Origin of the sequence: Nostocoides sp. (genome assembly GCF_037045025.1) — a bacterium.
Classification (GTDB): Bacteria; Actinomycetota; Actinomycetes; order Actinomycetales; family Dermatophilaceae; genus Nostocoides_A.
Window position 1 is genome coordinate 257,975 of sequence record NZ_JBAOHM010000011.1, and the last position, 15,532, is coordinate 273,506.

Below are 15,532 nucleotides of genomic sequence, written 5' to 3' on the forward strand. Positions count from 1 at the left end.
GGGCTTGCTGGAAGAGCGTAAGGGCTGGTCCAGGCCGCCCGGCGGCGGGATTGGGAACGAGCGACCGGAATGGAATGTCGTTACCAGCGATTCGCTCTCTTACTATGATTCCATGCCTTCCAGCCTCGAGTCAGCGTCCTCCCCGAGTCGACGGACCGTGGCTCGAGGTGCGGTCTGGACGGTTCCGGTCGTGGCCGTTGCAGCCGCCGCGCCCACTTATGCGGCCAGTGGGAGCGCGTGCACTACCGGTCAAGCAGTCCGGTACACCGCCCCTGCCCCGAGCACCGCGTCGGCGACAGCCGTGACGACGAGTTATGTCGTGCCGACGGGCGTGAGCTTCCTCTGCTTCCGCATCGACGGCGGCGGCGGTGGCGGGTCCGCGGCGCGCGCTGGGGGGTCGGGTGCCCGTACCACCGGCCGGATCGCCGTGACCCCGGGGGAGACGCTCACCCTCACCGTCGCGGCAGGCGGGGTCCGGACCTCGGGGAGTTTGGGCGGCGCCGGGGGCGGCGGCTACGGCAACGGCGGCTCCACGGTCGCGACGAGCACAACCGGGTTCTCCGGCGGTTCCGGCGGCGGCGGTAGCGCGATTCTCCGGGGGGCGACCCCGCTGGTCGTCGCGGGCGGTGGTGGCGGCATCGGCGGTGACCGTGAGCGCAACTCGGGGGGCTATACGTGGGCCTTCAGTGGCGGGCCCGGCGGGGCAGCCGGATCCGGTGGCGCGGCCTCGAGCTCGGCTCTGTCCCCGGGGTCCATCACCCTGAGCGTCCCCGGCGGATCGGGGGCGATCGGTGCCTCCCCCGGCGGCGCCACGACGAATCCGACGTACACCCCGGGGAGCGGCACCCCCAGTGTGCAGAGCGCCGACGTGAAACCGGGTGCGGCCGGAGTCGGCCGCAACGGCGCTGACGGAGTGCTCGCTCAGGGCCAGCCCGAGGACACCTTCCAAAGCGGCGCCGGCGGCGGCGGCTACGCGGGCGGCGGCTCCGGCGCGTGCCTGGGCATCCGGACCAACGTCCCCGCCGCGACCGGAAATGTCTCTACGGCCGTCGGTGGAGCCGGCGGCGGCGGCAGCAGCTACATCGGTGGGGTCACGGTGGTATTCACCCAGGGCCTCGCCGGGAACGGCGCGACGACTGCCGGCACGCGCCCGCCGGGCGCGATCGTCCTCTACTAACCACGGGCAACTCGCCGGACTGCGCTCGCGGGGCACGTGGTGGTTCCCTGGGCGCGAACGCGGCTTTGCGGAGGATAGCCTTGTCCCGCGCGCACCATCCGTGTGCCGCGTTCACCAGTCGTGACGGAAGGTGCACGGTGCCAACTGGCAGGGTCAAGTTCTTTGATGCCGACAAGGGCTTCGGCTTCATCAACAGCGACGAGGGCACCGATGTCTTCCTCCCCGCCAGCGCGCTGCCGGCCGGGACGACGGCCATCAAGGGGGGCACCCGCGTCGAGTTCGGGATTGTCGAGGGCCGCAAGGGCGCCCAGGCCATGGCGGTTCACCTGCTCGATCCGGCGCCGAGCGTGCAAGCCAACCGGCGCGAGCGGGACCGCAAGTCCACCGAGGACCTGGTCGTGATCGTTGAGGACCTGATCAAGCTCCTCGACAATGTCTCCAACAGCCTGCGCCGCGGGCACTACCCCGACCGCAGCACCGCCCACAAGCTGGCGCAGCTGTTGCGCGGTGTCGCCACCGACCTGGAGGCCTAGGAGGCGCCGATGTCGGCCGCGATCAAGGACGACCCCACGCTGCTCGCCAGCGCCGGCCTGGCCGAGGCTGTGCTCGCCGAAGCCGCCGAGCCCGACACCATTGGTGACCACCTCGGCGCCGTGATGATCGGTGACCGGCTGGCGGTCCACTACTTCGTCTGCACCAATGTGGCATACCCAGGCTGGAACTGGGCGGTCACGGTGGCACGCGCGCCGCGCTCGAAGGTCGCCACCGTCTGCGAGTCCGCCCTCGTCCCCGGCGCGGGGGCGCTGTTGGCGCCCCCCTGGGTTCCGTATGCCGCTCGCCTCGCCCCGGGCGACATCGGCCCGGGAGATGTCACCCCCTATCTCGCCGACGACCCGCTCCTCGAGGCAGGCTTCGAGGCGACCGGCGAGGAGGAGGTCGACGCCCTCGCGCAGTGGGAATTGGGCCTGGGTCGACCCCGGGTGCTGTCCGCCGAGGGCCGGGAGCGGGCCGCGCAGCGGTGGTATGACGGGACCCACGGCCCCGCGGCTGCGGTCGCCGTCAAGGCCCCCGCGCACTGCTCCACCTGCGGGTTCTACGTGCCGATGGCCGGTGTGCTGCGCGCGGTCTTCGGTGTTTGCGCCAACGCCTGGTCACCCTCGGACGGCACAGTCGTCAGCCGCGACCACGGCTGTGGCGCCCACTCCGAAATCGACTTGGTCCAACCCGACCCGCCCAAGGTCCCCGAGCCGATCGTCAACGAGTTCGCCCTCGACGAGCTGTGACCAGAATTCGCTGAGGTCTGCACTTCTGGCTGAGGTCGTACTACCAGTCGTCCGACCTCAGCCAAGAGCGCAGACCTCAGCGGATTTGTTGCCGCCGCTCAGTAGTGCTCCTGCGGATCGGCCGGGCGAGCGGCGGCCGCATTGCCCCGGCCGCGGCGGACGTAGACATAACCGATCGCCCCGAGTGTCAGGCCGGTGACGCAGGCCCACGGCCACCAACTGCGCTCGCCGGCGTGTAGCCGCGGCACGAGCAGGATGACAGCGAGCGCGAGCGCCCATACGGCCATCCCGGCCAGGACGATCGAACTGTTGCGCACGCGCAGCGGCTCGGGCGCGACCGGCGGTCTGCCGTTGTCCCGGCGCAGCGTGCTCACCCCAGCACTTTACATTTGCGTTAAACCCCGCGCGTCGCCGCCGGGGCGGCTCGGCGGGCGGCTCGGCGAGGAATATCGTCGGCGCCATGGCGCAGCGCACCAATCTCCCCCGCCGCTCGAGCCCGCCCCCGGCGCCCGCATCGGGCCTGGACGGCTTCTTCGGGATCACCGCACGCGGCTCGACCCTGGCCCGGGAGGTCCGCGGCGGCGTCGTGACCTTCTTCACGATGGCCTACATCGTCGTGCTGAACCCGCTGATCCTCGGCTTCGCCAAGGACGCGGACGGCGCCTTTCTCGGGGGAGGTCCCGGGGACGGGTCCAACCTCCCAGCGATCGCGGCCGGGACCGCGCTGGTCGCCGGCGTCATGACGATCCTCATGGGGGTCATCGCGAACTACCCGCTGGCCCTGGCCACCGGCCTGGGGTTGAACGCCTTCGTCGCCTTCGCGATCGCCTCGCAGATGACGTGGGCCGACGCGATGGGCCTGGTTGTCCTGGAGGGGCTGATCATCCTCGTGCTCGTCCTGACCGGCTTCCGGACAGCAGTCTTCCACGCCGTCCCGGCGCAGTTGAAGATCGCGATCTCGGTGGGCATCGGGCTGTTCATCGCGCTGATCGGCTTCGTCGACGCCGGGTTCGTGCGGCGGACCGCCGAGGGCCCGGTGCCGGTCCAACTGGGCACCGACGGCTTCGTCAACGGCTGGCCGACGTTTGTCTTCATCCTCGGGTTGGTGCTCGTCATCGCGTTGTGGGTGCGCAAGGTGACCGGCGCCATCCTGCTCGCGATCGTCGCGACGACGGTGGTCGCGATCATCGTCGAGGCGGTCGGCAAGATCGGCCCGCAGGTCGAGGGTGACAAGGTCAACCCGGTGGGCTGGAACCTCGTCATCCCCGGCCTACCCGACACGATCATCGACACCCCGCATTTGGACACGGTCGGACAGTTCTCGCTCTTCGGCTCGATCGAGCGGGTGGGCTTCGTCGCCGCCGTGTTGTTGGTGTTCACGCTGATGCTCGCGGATTTTTTCGACACCATGGGCACGATGACCGCCATCGGGCACGAGGCCGGCCTGCTCGACAGCGAGGGACTGCCGCCGCGCACCGAGGCGATCCTGGTCGTCGACTCGATCGCCGCGGCGGCCGGCGGCGCGGCCGGGGTCTCCTCGAACACGTCATACATCGAGTCCGCCTCGGGTGTCGGCGAAGGGGCCCGCACCGGACTGGCGTCGGTCGTCACCGGCGTGCTCTTCCTGCTCTCGATGGTCTTTGCGCCCCTGGTCCGGGTGATCCCGAGCGAGGCGGCCGTCCCGGCCCTCGTCCTCGTCGGATTCCTGATGATGCAGCAGGTTAAGGAGATCGACTGGGACGACCTGGAGATCGCGATCCCGGCCTTCTTGACGATCGTGCTGATGCCGTTCACTTACTCGATCACCGTCGGGATCGGCGCCGGTTTCGTCACCTATGTGCTGCTCAAGGTCCTCCGCGGCAAGGCGGGCACCATCCACCCGCTGATGTGGGTTTGCGCCGCCTTGTTCGTTGTCTACTTCGCGATCGACCCGATCAAGTCGCTCCTCGGCGTGGGCTGAACCGACGCCGGCTCAGGAAGCGGCGAGCGCGAGGCCGGTGCTCAGCAGCACGGCATACAGCAATTCCAGCCAGCCGGTGGCGCTGAGCACCGGGATCAATTCGCGGCCCTGGGCGCCGCCGGCGAGCCGCTGGAAATTCCGGATGCCGAGCGGCAAGGCGGCCACGGTCAGCACCGCCCACGGGGCCCACAATGCGGAGTAGGCGCCGAGGAGGAAGGCGATCAGCACCAGGGCGACATACATGGACCGGCTGCGCCGGTCACCGAGCCGCACCGCCAGGGTGCGTTTTCCGGCGACCGTGTCGCCGGGGATGTCGCGCAGGTTGTTGGCCACCAGGATGGCGCTGGCGAGGGCGCCGATCGCGCACGCGCCGAGCACCGCTGCCCAGGTCACCGTGTGGGCCTGCGTGTATGCCGTACCGAGAGTGGCGACCAGCCCGAAGAAGACGAAGACATTGACCTCGCCGAGACCGCGATAGCCATACGGCTTGTTGCCGCCGGTGTAGCGCCAGGCAGCCACGATGGCGAGCGCGCCCAGGAGGAGCAGCGGGAGGGTGTTCGAGAGCGCGACCAGCGCGAGCCCGGCCAGCGCTGCCAGGCCGAAGAAGGCGAACGCCATCAATTTGACGTTGCCGGGATCGGCCAGGCGCTGACCGACGAGCCGCACCGGACCGACCCGGTCCTGATCGGTTCCGCGGATGCCGTCGGAGTAGTCGTTGGCGTAGTTGACGGCGACCTGCAGGCTGAGCGCGACGATTAGGGCCAAGACGGCCAACGCGAGATTGGCCGTGCCTTCCGCGGCCGCGGCGCCGGTGCCCACGAGGACCGGGGAGATCGCTGCGGGCAGAGTGCGTGGGCGCGCGCCGGCCACCCATTCGGCGGTTGTCGCCATCGACCCTCAGAGGTTCTTGAGGAAGTCGGGGTCGTCGTCGGGGCCGATGGGCCGACCTGGCCGCGCAGCGCCACCCGGGGCTCGCCCAGGCAGTGTGAAGGCCGTGGGCCGTCCGGCGAACCACCATCCGGCCGACCCGGCGAAGGGGAAGAGCAAGATGACGAACACCCACACGACCTTGGGGAGCCCCCGGACCTTGTCATCGGGCGTCTGGACGCAGTCGACGACCGAGTAGATCGCCACCACCAGGGCGGCGAGCCAGGGCAATAGGCGAAGCATGTGCCTATTCTCCCACCATCTGGCGGGCGACCAGCGCGGCCACAGCCGTCCGGTCGGGCTTGCCCGGGCCGCGCTCCGGCAGGGCGTCCACCACGATCACCCGCCGGGGCAGCGCGTGTGCCGAGAGCTCACCACGCAGACGCTCGCGCGCCCACGCCGTGGCCTCGCCGGCCCCGAGGACTCCGCTGCCCGAGTCGACGACCAGGGCGAGGGCGAGCGCCCGACCCCACTGGGCGTCGGGGACACCGACCGCCACGGCGTGGGTCACACCGGGCAGATGCATCACGGCCGCGTCCTCCACGACCCGCGGGTGGACCTTGTAGCCACCCGTGACGATGACGTCATCACGCCGGCCGAGGATCCGCAGCCGGCCGTCGGGCTCGACCTCGCCGAGGTCGTCGGTGCGGAACCAGCGCTCGCCCGCCGCGCTGACGAAAACCTTGGCGGTGCGGGCGGGCAGACCGAGATAACCCTCGGCCAGCGTGGGACCGGCCAGGCGCACCCGCCCGTCCGGCTCGACAGCGACCTGGGTGCCCGGCAGGGCCAGCCCGTTATAGACGCACCCCCCGGCGGTTTCGCTCATGCCATAGGTCGCCACCAGCCGCACCCCCACCGCCCGAGCCCGCTCGCGTAGAGCCGGGGAGAGCGCGGACCCGCCGACGAGCACGGCGTCGAAGCGGGTCAAGGCGTCCGCCCCCGCGACGTCGGCGAGCAGCCGAGCGAGCTGAGCCGGCACCAGCGAGGTGTAGGCCCGCTCCGGCCCGGATCCGGCGGCCAAGCGCTGGGCCGCGCGCACGAACGCTGCGGCCGTGAAGCCGCCGCGGCGATCCACCGCCACCGCTCGGGTGTCGGCCAGGCGGGCGCGCACGAGCACCTGAACCCCGGCGATGTGCGCCGCCGGGAGAGCGAGCAGCCAGCGTCCCGGGCCGCCGAGCGCTGCGTGGGTGGCGGCGGCGCTCGCCCGCAGCGCCGCGCCGGTCAGCAGGGCCAGCTTCGGGGCCCCGGTCGAGCCGGAGGTTCCGATCGCGAGGGCGAGCCCGTCGGGCAACCGCGCCGGGTCGTGCGGCGGGAGGGGGAAGGGAGCGGCGGCATACGGAACGATCGGCGGGCCGCCGGCGAGGGCACGCTCCAAGGCCATCCTGAGCCGGGCCAGGTCTGCGGCATCGACCGGCACCAGGGCCGGGCGCTCGGTCACTCGGCGAGGAAGGCCGCCGCCCGGTCCTTCGGCCGCCCGATGATCGCCCGGTCGCCACGGACCAGCACCGGCCGCTGCATCAGCTCCGGATGGGCGAGGAGGACCTTGATGACCTTGCCGGCGGTGTCGACGTCGGCGTCGGTCAGGCCGGCCGCGGCGAAGCCCGGATCGCGGCGGACGAGATCGCTGGGTGCGTCCTCCAGCTTGGCGAGCAGGTCGCGCAGCTCGTCAGCGGTCAACGGCTCCCGCAGGTAGTGCCGGATCTCGACCTCGGCCCCGGCCTGCTCGGCGTTCTCGAGGGCGGCTCGGGAGGTCGAGCAGCGGGGGTTGTGCATGATCATCGTCATTCCCCCATCCTCTCCCACCGTGCCGACAGCCCCGGATCGGCGCCGGCGCCGCTGGCATGATCAAGCCCGTGCCCCCTCCCACCCTCGATCTCGCTCGCGCACTGCTCGACGAGGCCACCGACGCGGGCGTCGCCGAGATCGTGGTCTGTCCCGGGTCGCGGTCGGCTCCGCTGGCGTATGCCGCCCTAGCAGCGGCCGAGTCCGGCCGGGTCCGGCTGCACGTGCGGGTCGATGAACGCAGCGCCGGCTTCCTCGCGCTCGGGCTGGCCAAGACGTCGCGGCGCCCGGCCCTTATCGTCACGACCTCGGGGACGGCGCTCGCCAACCTCCACCCGGCCGTCCTGGAGGCGCACCACGCCTGCGTGCCGATGCTGGTCGTGTCGGCCGACCGGCCGCATGAGCTGCGGCACAGTGGGGCAAATCAGACCACGGTTCAGCCGGGGATGTTCGCCGAGGCGGTGCGCTGGGAGGCGGACGTGGCCGCGCCGGGACCCGAGGCAACGCACGCCGCAACCCACATCGCGGCGGCCCGACCGCTAGCGCGGGCGGCATACGCGGCGGCGGTGGGGAGCGCTGGCGATCCCGGTCCGGCGCACCTGAACCTCTGCCTCCGCGAGCCACTCGTTCCGGACGCCTGGCCGCTGGAGCCTCCCATCCCACAACACCCCCCAGCCTTATCCCCCCCTTCCGCACAGGCGCCGACCTCGGACCACGGGCCGACGCATCGGGCCCGCACGCTCGTCGTTCTCGGCGACCTCGTCGATCCGGCGACCCGGCCGGTGGTCAGCGCCTGGGCGCGCGTCCAGGGCTATCCGCTGATCGCCGAGCCGTTCGGGCTGCGCCGCGAGGACGCGGCGCTGCCGCACGGGCCGCTGCTCCTCACCGACCCGGGCTGGCTGGCCGCCCATCTGCCCGAGCGGGTGCTCACCGTCGGCCGGCTCACCCTCTCCCGCCCGGTCACGGCGTTGTTGCGCACCCGCGGGCTGGTCGTCGAGGCGATCACCGACCGCGCGCTGGTTCCCGATCCGGCGGGCGTGGTCTGCGCCAGCCACCCGTTCGAGGCGCTTGGGGACCCGCAATCCCACCCGCCCACCGCGTGGGGGCGAGCCTGGCAGGCCGCGGGAGAGGATCTGGCCCGGCGGCTCGCCGGCGCGCCACCGGCCTGGGACACCGGGGCGGGGTGTGCCCGCGCCGTGGCCGCCGGCGTGCCGGCCGGCGCCCACCTTTTCGTGGGCCCCTCCAACCCCGTGCGCGATCTCGACGTCGCGGTGGCACGCGTCCCCGACGGGGTGACGGTCGTCGCCAACCGGGGGTTGGCCGGGATCGACGGTTGCCTGGCGACCGCGGCCGGCATCGCGTATGCCGAGGGGGCGGCATACGCGCTGCTCGGTGACCTGACCTTCCTGCACGATGCCAACGCCCTGCTCATCGGCCCGGCCGAGGAGCGACCCGACCTCAGCGTCGTCGTCGTCAACGACGGCGGCGGTGGGATCTTCACCTTGCTCGAGCCGGGCGCCCCCGAGCTGTCCAAGGCCTTCGACCGCCTCTTCGGCACGCCCACCCAGACCGACATCGGCGCCCTGTGCAGCGCTCACGGCGTGCCCCATGTCCTCCCGACGTCGCCGGACGCGTTGGCGGAGGCGATCGGCGCGCCGCCCGACGGCATCCGGGTCATCGAGGTGCGCGTGCGGCGCGAGGGTCACCGAGCCGAGCGCGAGCGGCTGCGGACGTTAGCCGTTAGGCCTTGACCGCGCGGTGGATGGCGACGATGCCGGCACTGAGATTGCGCCACTGCACCTCGGCCCAGCCCGCGGCCGAGATCTGCGCGGCGAGAGCGCGCTGGTCGGGCCAGGCGCGGATCGACTCGGCGAGATAGACGTAGGAATCGGGGCTCGAGCTGACCCGGCGCGCGACGGGCGGCAGCCAGCGCATGAGGTTGTCCATGTAGACGCGGCGCAGCAGGCGAGGGGTGGGTGAGCTGAACTCACAGATCACCAGGCGCCCGCCCGCTCGGGTGACCCGGGCGAACTCTCGCAAGGCGGCCGCGGTGTCGGCGACATTGCGCAGCCCGAAGGACATCGTGACCGCGTCGAAGGCCCCGTCGGCAAACGGCAACCGGGTCGCGTCGGCGGCCGTGAACGCGAGGTCGGCGCGGCGGCGCCGCCCCACGCGGAGCATGCCGAGGGAGAAGTCGGCGGGCACAACCTGGACCCCGGCGTCGGCGAAGGGCTCCGAACTCGTCCCGGTGCCGGCCGCGATGTCGAGCACGCTCTGGCCGGCCCCCGCCCCAACGGCGTCAACCACGGCGCGCCGCCACAACCGGTCGATCCCGAAGGTGAGCACATCATTGGTCAGGTCGTAGCGCTCGGCGACGTCGTCGAACATCGCGGCGACCTCGCCCGGATTCTTGGCCAAGGTGGCGCGGCTCATGGACAGCATCCTGCCCCATCGGCCGTAGGCTTCTGGACCGATGACCACGATGCCGACTCCCGCCACTCCCGCGCTCGTGGCTCGCACGTCCCGGGTGGCCACGCCATCGACGGCGCTGCTCGACCTGCTTCCCGCCGGCACCGACCCGCGTGAGCTGTGCTCGTGGGTGCGCCGCGGCGAGGGAATGGTCGGGTGGGGCCGTGCGCTGACCCACGAGGTCCGGGGCCCGGATCGCTTCGCCGAGGCCGCCGCGTGGTGGCGGAGGGTGTGCCAAACCGCGGTCGTGCGCGACGATGTCGAGTTGCCCGGGACCGGTCCGCTCCTCTTCGCGGCCATGACGTATGCCGCCTCCTCGGACGCGGCCTGCACCCTCATCGTCCCGGAGGTCGTCGTCGGCCGCCGCGGTGCCGACGCCTGGCTGACCACCATCACCACCGACGGCTCGCTGCCGTATGCCGCCGCGCCCGGCCCCACCACGCCTCCCCGCGCCCCGGGCGAGGTCGGGTTCGCCGACGGGGCCAAATCCGCGGCCGACTGGGAGTTGGCCGTCGGCACGGCGGTCGAGCGAATCACCCGTGGCGATCTCGACAAGGTCGTGCTCGCTCGCTCGCTCATCGCCCGGGCCCCCGCGCCCATCGATCCCCGGTGGTTGTTGCACCGGCTGGCCGACCGCTATGACAACACCTGGGTCTTCGCGGTCGGTGGCCTGATCGGCGCGACCCCGGAGATGCTCGTGCGCCGCGACCGCGGCCTGGCCACCTCCCGGGTGCTCGCGGGCACCATCCGGCGCACCGGCGACGACGCGCACGACCTCGCGCTGGCGGCCTCTTTGGCCCGCTCCTCTAAGGATCTGGAGGAGCATGAGTATGCCGTCCGGTCGGTCGCCGACGCGCTGGGCGCGCACTGCTCGTCGATGTATGTCCCGGAAGCACCCTTTGTGCTGCACCTGGCCAATGTCATGCACCTGGCCACCGATGTCGCCGGGGTCGTCGAGGACGGCTCGTCCGCGCTCGACCTCGCGGCCTCCCTCCATCCGTCGGCCGCGGTCTGCGGGACGCCGACGGTGCTCGCGGACGCCTTGATCGCCGAGTTGGAGGGCATGGACCGCGGCCGGTATGCCGGTCCGGTCGGCTGGATGGACCGCTCCGGGGACGGCGAATGGGGCATCGCCCTGCGATGTGGTGAGATCGCGGTCGCCGACCCGTGCCAGGTGACCCTGTATGCCGGGTGCGGGATCGTCTCCGGTTCCAACCCCGAGGCCGAGGTTGCGGAGTCTGACGCCAAGCTTGTGCCGATGCGGGACGCGCTCACCGGCGGCTGATCCGGCACAGTTCAGCTTAGGTAAGCCTTACTTATGCCCAACTGCCGTGCCTGACCTAGACTCGCGACGTTCGTGAAACCGTTCACAAACCGCGAGGGGATATGACCGCAGCGTCACCCGGCGGCGGCGAGCACGCCGACGTCATCGTTGTCGGGGCCGGGCCGGCAGGCTCGGCGACAGCGGCCTACCTCGCGATGGCCGGCCTCGATGTGTTGGTCTTGGAGAAGACCCGCTTCCCCCGCGAAAAGATCTGCGGCGACGGCCTGACCCCGCGGGCGGTCAAGGAATTGATCACCTTGGGCATCCCCACCCCCGAGTCCGAGGGGTGGATTCGCAACAAGGGCCTGCGGATCATCGGCGGCGGCATGCGGCTGCAACTGGACTGGCCCGACCTGGCCAGCTTCCCGCCATACGGTCTGGTCCGGACCCGTCAGGACTTCGACGACATCCTCGCCAAGCACGCCGTCAAGCACGGCGCTCACCTGCGCGAGTCGACCCATGTCACCGGCCCGATCCGCGACGAGAACGGCCGGATCGTCGGCGTCACGGCCAAGGCCAGCGACGAGTTGGGCCGCGCCGTCGGCCCCGATCAGCGGTATGCCGCCCCCCTGGTCATCGCCGCCGACGGCAACTCCTCCCGGCTGTCGATGGCCATGGGGCGCCAGAAGCGCGACGACCGCCCGATGGGTGTGGCCGTCCGCACCTACTACACGAGCCCACGCCACGACGACGACTACCTCGAGTCGTGGCTGGAGTTGTGGAGCCAGGACAACGACGGCAACAAGATCCTCCTACCCGGCTACGGCTGGATCTTCGGCGTCGGCGACGGCACCTCGAATGTCGGGCTTGGCATCCTCAACACCTCCTCCGCCTTCGGCAAGACCGACTACAGGGACGTTTTGCGCCGCTGGGTTGCGACCATGCCCGCGGAGTGGACCTACACCGACGAGACGATGGTCGGCCCGATCCGCGGCGCGGCGCTGCCGATGGGCTTTAACCGGCAGCCGCACTATCGCGACGGGTTGTTGCTCGTCGGCGACGCTGGGGGGATGGTCAACCCGTTCAACGGCGAGGGCATCGCCTACGCGATGGAGTCCGGCCGCCTGGCCGCCGCGATCATCGCCCAAGCCTTCGCCCGCGACGACGACGCGGGCCGCGAGCGCGTCCTGCGGTCCTACCCGAGCGTCATGAAGGACGATCTCGGGGGCTACTACACGCTCGGTCGCTGGTTCGCCACGGCAATCGGCCACCCCGAGGTGATGCGGCTGGCCACCAAATACGGGTTGCCGCGCACGACGCTCATGAAGTTCCTCCTCAAGATCATGGCCAACCTGGCCGAGCCCCGCGGCGGCGACCTGTCCGACCGGCTCATCGTGGCGCTGTCCCGGCTGGCACCGGACGCGTGACACCCCACGCCGTGAACCCGCAACCTGCGCGCGCTAGCCGGGCCGCCACCCCTAGGATTGAATGGCCCACGTCGGTGACCTGCACCACACCTGAAGAAAGGGAAGTCGGTCGGCCATGAACGAGCACCCTTATCTGCCGCTGCTGTTCTTCCTCGCGTTCGGCGCGGCGTTCGCGATCTTCTCGGTCGCCATCGCGCCGATCACCGGCCCGCGGCGCTACAACCGGGCCAAGATGGACGCCTACGAGTGCGGCATTGAGCCGAGCCCGCAGGCAACGGGCGGTGGTCGGGTGCCGATCAAGTACTTCCTGACCGCGATGCTGTTCATCATTTTCGACGTCGAGTCGGTTTTCCTCTATCCGTTCGCCGTCGCGTTCAAACAACTCGGCTTGTTCGCCTTGGTCGAGATGATCCTGTTCATCGTCACCGTTTTCATCGCCTACGCCTACGTCTGGCGTCGCGGTGGGCTGGACTGGGACTGACCGGAGGGCAAAGGACCACTTCATGGGTATCGAAGAGAAACTCCCTGCCGGCTTCCTGCTGACGACGGTCGAGCAGGTCGCGGGCCAGTTGCGCAAACGGTCGGTGTGGCCGGCGACCTTTGGCCTGGCGTGTTGCGCGATCGAGATGATGGCCACCGGCACCCCCGACTACGACATCGCCCGCTTCGGCATGGAGAAGTTCTCCGCTTCGCCCCGCCAGGCCGACCTGATGATCGTCGCGGGCCGGGTCAGCCAAAAGATGGCGCCGGTGCTGCGTCAGGTCTACGACCAGATGCCGGAGCCCAAATGGGTGATCAGTATGGGGGTGTGCGCGAGTTCCGGCGGCATGTTCAACAACTACGCGATCGTCCAGGGGGTCGACCACATCGTCCCCGTCGACGTCTACCTACCGGGGTGCCCGCCGCGACCGCAGATGCTGCTCAACGCGATCCTCACCCTGCACGACCAGATCCAAAACTCCAAGCTCGGGGTCAATCGGGTGGCGGCGGCCCGGGCCGCCGAGGAGGCAGCCCTCCGGGCGACGCCGACCCAGCTGATGGCCCCGACTCACGACCACGGCCAGGCCCTCGGGCGGGGGGTCACGGCATGAGTGAGCCAACGACGCCCGAGAACCTGCCGAGCGCCCCCGGGACCACGCCGGAGCCGGTGCAGATCGGCGAGCGCACCGGCATGTTCGGTGCACGCAATGGCAGCGACACCTCCGGCTACGGCGGGCTCGTCTCCCCGATCCTTTTCCCGGGCGCGGCGGTGCGCCCATACGGCGGGGATTTCGACGCCATTGCCGATGCGCTTGAGGCGCGGGTTGATCCCGAGGCAATCACGCGCATCGTCATTGACCGCGGTGAGATGACGATCTTCGTGCCGCGTGAGCACCTCCCGCGCATCGCCCAGGTGTTGCGCGACGACACGCGGCTGCGGTTCGAGATGTGCGTGTCGGTCTCCGGTGTGCACTATCCGAGCGATTCCGGGGCCGAGTTGCACGTCGTCTACCACCTGCTGTCGATCACGCACGGCTCGCGCCGACTGCGCCTGGAGGTCACCGCACCCGACGCCGATCCGCACGTGCCGAGCATCGTGGCGATCTATCCCGCCGCCGACTGGCACGAGCGCGAGACCTGGGACATGTTCGGCGTCATCTTTGACGGGCGGGCGGCGCTCACCCGGGTGTTGATGCCCGATGACTGGCCCGGACACCCGCAACGCAAGGACTACCCCCTCGGCGGGATACCCGTGGAGTTCAAAGGCGGCACTGTTCCGCCGCCCGACCAGCGGAGGTCCTACAACTGATGATCGGAGGGGAGCCCCGATGAGCAGTGACAGCACGATCTTCGAGCGGGCCGACGACGAGTTCGAGACCGAGGCGACCGAGGAGATCGAGACCCCCGACGTTTTCGCGCCTCCTGGCTCGGACCAGGGCGACGCGCGCGTCTTCACCGCCCAAGGCGGGGACTGGGACGACATCGTCGGCGACGTCGGCTCGCTGCCGGAGGAGCGCATTGTCGTCAACATGGGGCCGCAGCACCCGTCCACGCACGGTGTCTTGCGGCTCATCCTCGAGCTTGAGGGCGAGACCGTCACCGAGGCCCGGGCAGGCATCGGTTATCTCCACACCGGCATCGAGAAGAACATGGAATACCGCACCTGGACCCAGGGCGTGACCTTCTGTACGCGCATGGACTATGTCATGCCGCTGTTCACCGAGACGGCCTATTGCCTCGCGGTCGAGAAGCTCCTGGGGATCACCGACCAGATCCCGGAGCGGGCCAGCGCGATCCGCGTGCTGATGATGGAACTCAACCGCATCGGCAGCCACCTGATCTGCCTGGGCACCGGCGGGATGGAGCTCGGAGCCACCACCGTCATGACCATCGGCTTCCGCGAGCGGGAGCGCATCTTGTCGGTCTTCGAGATGATCTCCGGCTTGCGGATGAACCACGCCTACATCCGGCCCGGCGGTGTCGCGCAGGACCTGCCCGCCGGCACGATCCAAGCCATCCGGGAGTTCATTCCCCAGTTGCGCAAGGGGTTCCGTGAACTCGAGGGGCTCATGCTCGAGAACCCCATCCTCAAGGGCCGGATGGTCGGCACCGGATACCTCGACTTGACCGGTTGCATGTCGCTGGGCATCACGGGCCCGATGCTGCGCAGCGCCGGCCTGCCACACGACCTGCGCCGGGCCAGTCCCTATTGCGGCTACGAGAAGTACGACTTCGACATCGTCACCCGCAATGATGCCGACGCCTACGGCCGACTGCGCATCCGGGTAGACGAGATGTGGCAGTCGCTGCGCATCGTTGAGCAGGTGATCGATGAGTTGCAGAACGACTCCGGTCCGGTGATGGTCGCTGACAAGCGGATCGCCTGGCCGGCCCAGCTGTCCGTCGGTCCCGACGGGCAGGGCAACAGCCCGGCACACATCAAGGAGATCATGGCCACCTCGATGGAGTCGCTGATCCACCACTTCAAGCTGGTCACCGAGGGATTCCGCGTCCCCGCGGGACAGGCCTACTGCGCCGTCGAGTCGCCCAAGGGCGAGCTCGGGTGCCACGCCGTCTCCGACGGCGGCACGCGCCCCTTCCGGGCTCACTTCCGCGAGCCGAGCTTCAACAACCTGCAGGCGGTCGCCGCCCTCTGCGAGGGCGGTCAGGTGGCCGACGTCATCGTCGCGGTCGCCTCGATCGACCCTGTTATGGGAGGTGTCGATCGATGACAACGACCATCGCAGTGGGGGCCCGGGGTCC

Annotated in this window: 17 protein-coding genes; 11 read left to right on the forward strand and 6 right to left on the reverse strand. The window is 70.5% G+C overall.

The genetic code is table 11. The features are described 5' to 3' along the window. Positions 1-319: 319 nt before the first annotated feature. The 3 genes from V9G19_RS12310 (at position 320) to V9G19_RS12320 (ending at position 2,460) form a co-directional block, all read left to right on the forward strand. Entirely contained in the window at positions 320-1,177 is an 858-nt protein-coding gene (locus tag V9G19_RS12310) for a hypothetical protein (RefSeq protein WP_462285707.1), read from the forward strand. 137 nt (positions 1,178-1,314) lie between these two features. After that, complete coding sequence (locus V9G19_RS12315) at positions 1,315-1,710, forward strand: cold-shock protein (protein ID WP_462285708.1); 396 nt, start codon at positions 1,315-1,317, stop codon at positions 1,708-1,710. A 9-nt stretch (positions 1,711-1,719) separates the two neighbouring features. Then, entirely contained in the window at positions 1,720-2,460 is a 741-nt protein-coding gene (locus tag V9G19_RS12320; protein ID WP_462285709.1) for a DUF3027 domain-containing protein, read from the forward strand. Between the two features lie 98 nt (positions 2,461-2,558). Here V9G19_RS12320 and V9G19_RS12325 read toward each other — a convergent pair whose 3' ends face one another. Continuing rightward, positions 2,559-2,834 (reverse strand): DUF2530 domain-containing protein, encoded by a 276-nt coding sequence (locus tag V9G19_RS12325; protein WP_462285710.1) that lies wholly within the window; start codon positions 2,832-2,834, stop codon positions 2,559-2,561. 86 nt (positions 2,835-2,920) lie between these two features. Between V9G19_RS12325 and V9G19_RS12330 the strand changes: the two genes are divergently transcribed. Next, a complete protein-coding gene (locus V9G19_RS12330; protein WP_462285711.1) occupies positions 2,921-4,420 on the forward strand; it encodes an NCS2 family permease in 1,500 nt (499 codons plus the stop codon). Between the two features lie 12 nt (positions 4,421-4,432). Here the strand turns inward: V9G19_RS12330 and V9G19_RS12335 are convergent, their stop codons facing one another. The 4 genes from V9G19_RS12335 to V9G19_RS12350 are packed head-to-tail and all read right to left on the reverse strand — an operon-like array spanning position 4,433 to position 7,132. Further along, positions 4,433-5,311 carry a 1,4-dihydroxy-2-naphthoate polyprenyltransferase gene (locus V9G19_RS12335; protein ID WP_462285712.1) on the reverse strand — a complete coding sequence of 293 codons (879 nt, stop codon included), beginning with the start codon at positions 5,309-5,311 and terminating at the stop codon, positions 4,433-4,435. Between the two features lie 6 nt (positions 5,312-5,317). Beyond that, entirely contained in the window at positions 5,318-5,590 is a 273-nt protein-coding gene (locus V9G19_RS12340; RefSeq protein ID WP_462285713.1) for a PLD nuclease N-terminal domain-containing protein, read from the reverse strand. A gap of 4 nt (positions 5,591-5,594) precedes the next feature. Next, positions 5,595-6,785, reverse strand: a complete 1,191-nt coding sequence (gene menE, locus V9G19_RS12345; protein ID WP_462285714.1) for an o-succinylbenzoate--CoA ligase — start codon at positions 6,783-6,785, stop codon at positions 5,595-5,597. Further along, positions 6,782-7,132: an ArsC/Spx/MgsR family protein gene (locus V9G19_RS12350; RefSeq protein WP_462285715.1), complete on the reverse strand. Its 351-nt coding sequence runs from the start codon at positions 7,130-7,132 to the stop codon at positions 6,782-6,784. Before V9G19_RS12350 ends, menE begins: the two co-directional genes overlap by 4 nt. A gap of 68 nt (positions 7,133-7,200) precedes the next feature. On the opposite strand from V9G19_RS12350, the gene menD reads away from it, so the two are divergent. Continuing rightward, positions 7,201-8,880: a 2-succinyl-5-enolpyruvyl-6-hydroxy-3-cyclohexene-1-carboxylic-acid synthase gene (gene menD / locus V9G19_RS12355; protein WP_462285716.1), complete on the forward strand. Its 1,680-nt coding sequence runs from the start codon at positions 7,201-7,203 to the stop codon at positions 8,878-8,880. Here the strand turns inward: menD and V9G19_RS12360 are convergent. Continuing rightward, on the reverse strand, positions 8,870-9,562 hold the full coding sequence (locus V9G19_RS12360) for a demethylmenaquinone methyltransferase (RefSeq protein ID WP_462285717.1): 693 nt from the start codon (positions 9,560-9,562) through the stop codon (positions 8,870-8,872). The genes menD and V9G19_RS12360 overlap by 11 nt on opposite strands. Before the next feature lie 40 nt (positions 9,563-9,602). On the opposite strand from V9G19_RS12360, the gene V9G19_RS12365 reads away from it, so the two are divergent. From V9G19_RS12365 to V9G19_RS12390, 6 genes are all read left to right on the forward strand, one after another. After that, complete coding sequence (locus V9G19_RS12365) at positions 9,603-10,883, forward strand: isochorismate synthase (RefSeq protein WP_462285718.1); 1,281 nt, start codon at positions 9,603-9,605, stop codon at positions 10,881-10,883. A 101-nt stretch (positions 10,884-10,984) separates the two neighbouring features. Beyond that, positions 10,985-12,289, forward strand: a complete 1,305-nt coding sequence (locus V9G19_RS12370; RefSeq protein WP_462285719.1) for a geranylgeranyl reductase family protein — start codon at positions 10,985-10,987, stop codon at positions 12,287-12,289. A 115-nt stretch (positions 12,290-12,404) separates the two neighbouring features. Beyond that, a complete protein-coding gene (locus V9G19_RS12375; RefSeq protein ID WP_462285720.1) occupies positions 12,405-12,770 on the forward strand; it encodes an NADH-quinone oxidoreductase subunit A in 366 nt (121 codons plus the stop codon). Between the two features lie 22 nt (positions 12,771-12,792). Then, a complete protein-coding gene (locus tag V9G19_RS12380; protein WP_462285721.1) occupies positions 12,793-13,380 on the forward strand; it encodes a NuoB/complex I 20 kDa subunit family protein in 588 nt (195 codons plus the stop codon). Beyond that, positions 13,377-14,078, forward strand: a complete 702-nt coding sequence (locus V9G19_RS12385) for an NADH-quinone oxidoreductase subunit C (RefSeq protein WP_462285722.1) — start codon at positions 13,377-13,379, stop codon at positions 14,076-14,078. Before V9G19_RS12380 ends, V9G19_RS12385 begins: the two co-directional genes overlap by 4 nt. Before the next feature lie 19 nt (positions 14,079-14,097). Next, on the forward strand, positions 14,098-15,501 hold the full coding sequence (locus V9G19_RS12390; RefSeq protein ID WP_462285723.1) for an NADH-quinone oxidoreductase subunit D: 1,404 nt from the start codon (positions 14,098-14,100) through the stop codon (positions 15,499-15,501). The last annotated feature ends 31 nt before the right edge of the window (positions 15,502-15,532 follow it).

What these genes read in the sequence shown, in the direction of transcription:
- V9G19_RS12320 (WP_462285709.1), top strand. Translation starts at nt 1,720, where the DNA reads ATGTCGGCCGCGATCAAGGACGACCCCACGCTGCTCGCCAGCGCCGGC.
- V9G19_RS12330 (WP_462285711.1), top strand. Translation starts at nt 2,921, where the DNA reads ATGGCGCAGCGCACCAATCTCCCCCGCCGCTCGAGCCCGCCCCCGGCG.
- V9G19_RS12335 (WP_462285712.1), bottom strand. Translation starts at nt 5,311, where the DNA reads ATGGCGACAACCGCCGAATGGGTGGCCGGCGCGCGCCCACGCACTCTG.
- V9G19_RS12340 (WP_462285713.1), bottom strand. Translation starts at nt 5,590, where the DNA reads ATGCTTCGCCTATTGCCCTGGCTCGCCGCCCTGGTGGTGGCGATCTAC.
- V9G19_RS12350 (WP_462285715.1), bottom strand. Translation starts at nt 7,132, where the DNA reads ATGACGATGATCATGCACAACCCCCGCTGCTCGACCTCCCGAGCCGCC.
- V9G19_RS12360 (WP_462285717.1), bottom strand. Translation starts at nt 9,562, where the DNA reads ATGAGCCGCGCCACCTTGGCCAAGAATCCGGGCGAGGTCGCCGCGATG.
- V9G19_RS12365 (WP_462285718.1), top strand. Translation starts at nt 9,603, where the DNA reads ATGACCACGATGCCGACTCCCGCCACTCCCGCGCTCGTGGCTCGCACG.
- V9G19_RS12370 (WP_462285719.1), top strand. Translation starts at nt 10,985, where the DNA reads ATGACCGCAGCGTCACCCGGCGGCGGCGAGCACGCCGACGTCATCGTT.
- V9G19_RS12375 (WP_462285720.1), top strand. Translation starts at nt 12,405, where the DNA reads ATGAACGAGCACCCTTATCTGCCGCTGCTGTTCTTCCTCGCGTTCGGC.
- V9G19_RS12380 (WP_462285721.1), top strand. Translation starts at nt 12,793, where the DNA reads ATGGGTATCGAAGAGAAACTCCCTGCCGGCTTCCTGCTGACGACGGTC.
- V9G19_RS12385 (WP_462285722.1), top strand. Translation starts at nt 13,377, where the DNA reads ATGAGTGAGCCAACGACGCCCGAGAACCTGCCGAGCGCCCCCGGGACC.
- V9G19_RS12390 (WP_462285723.1), top strand. Translation starts at nt 14,098, where the DNA reads ATGAGCAGTGACAGCACGATCTTCGAGCGGGCCGACGACGAGTTCGAG.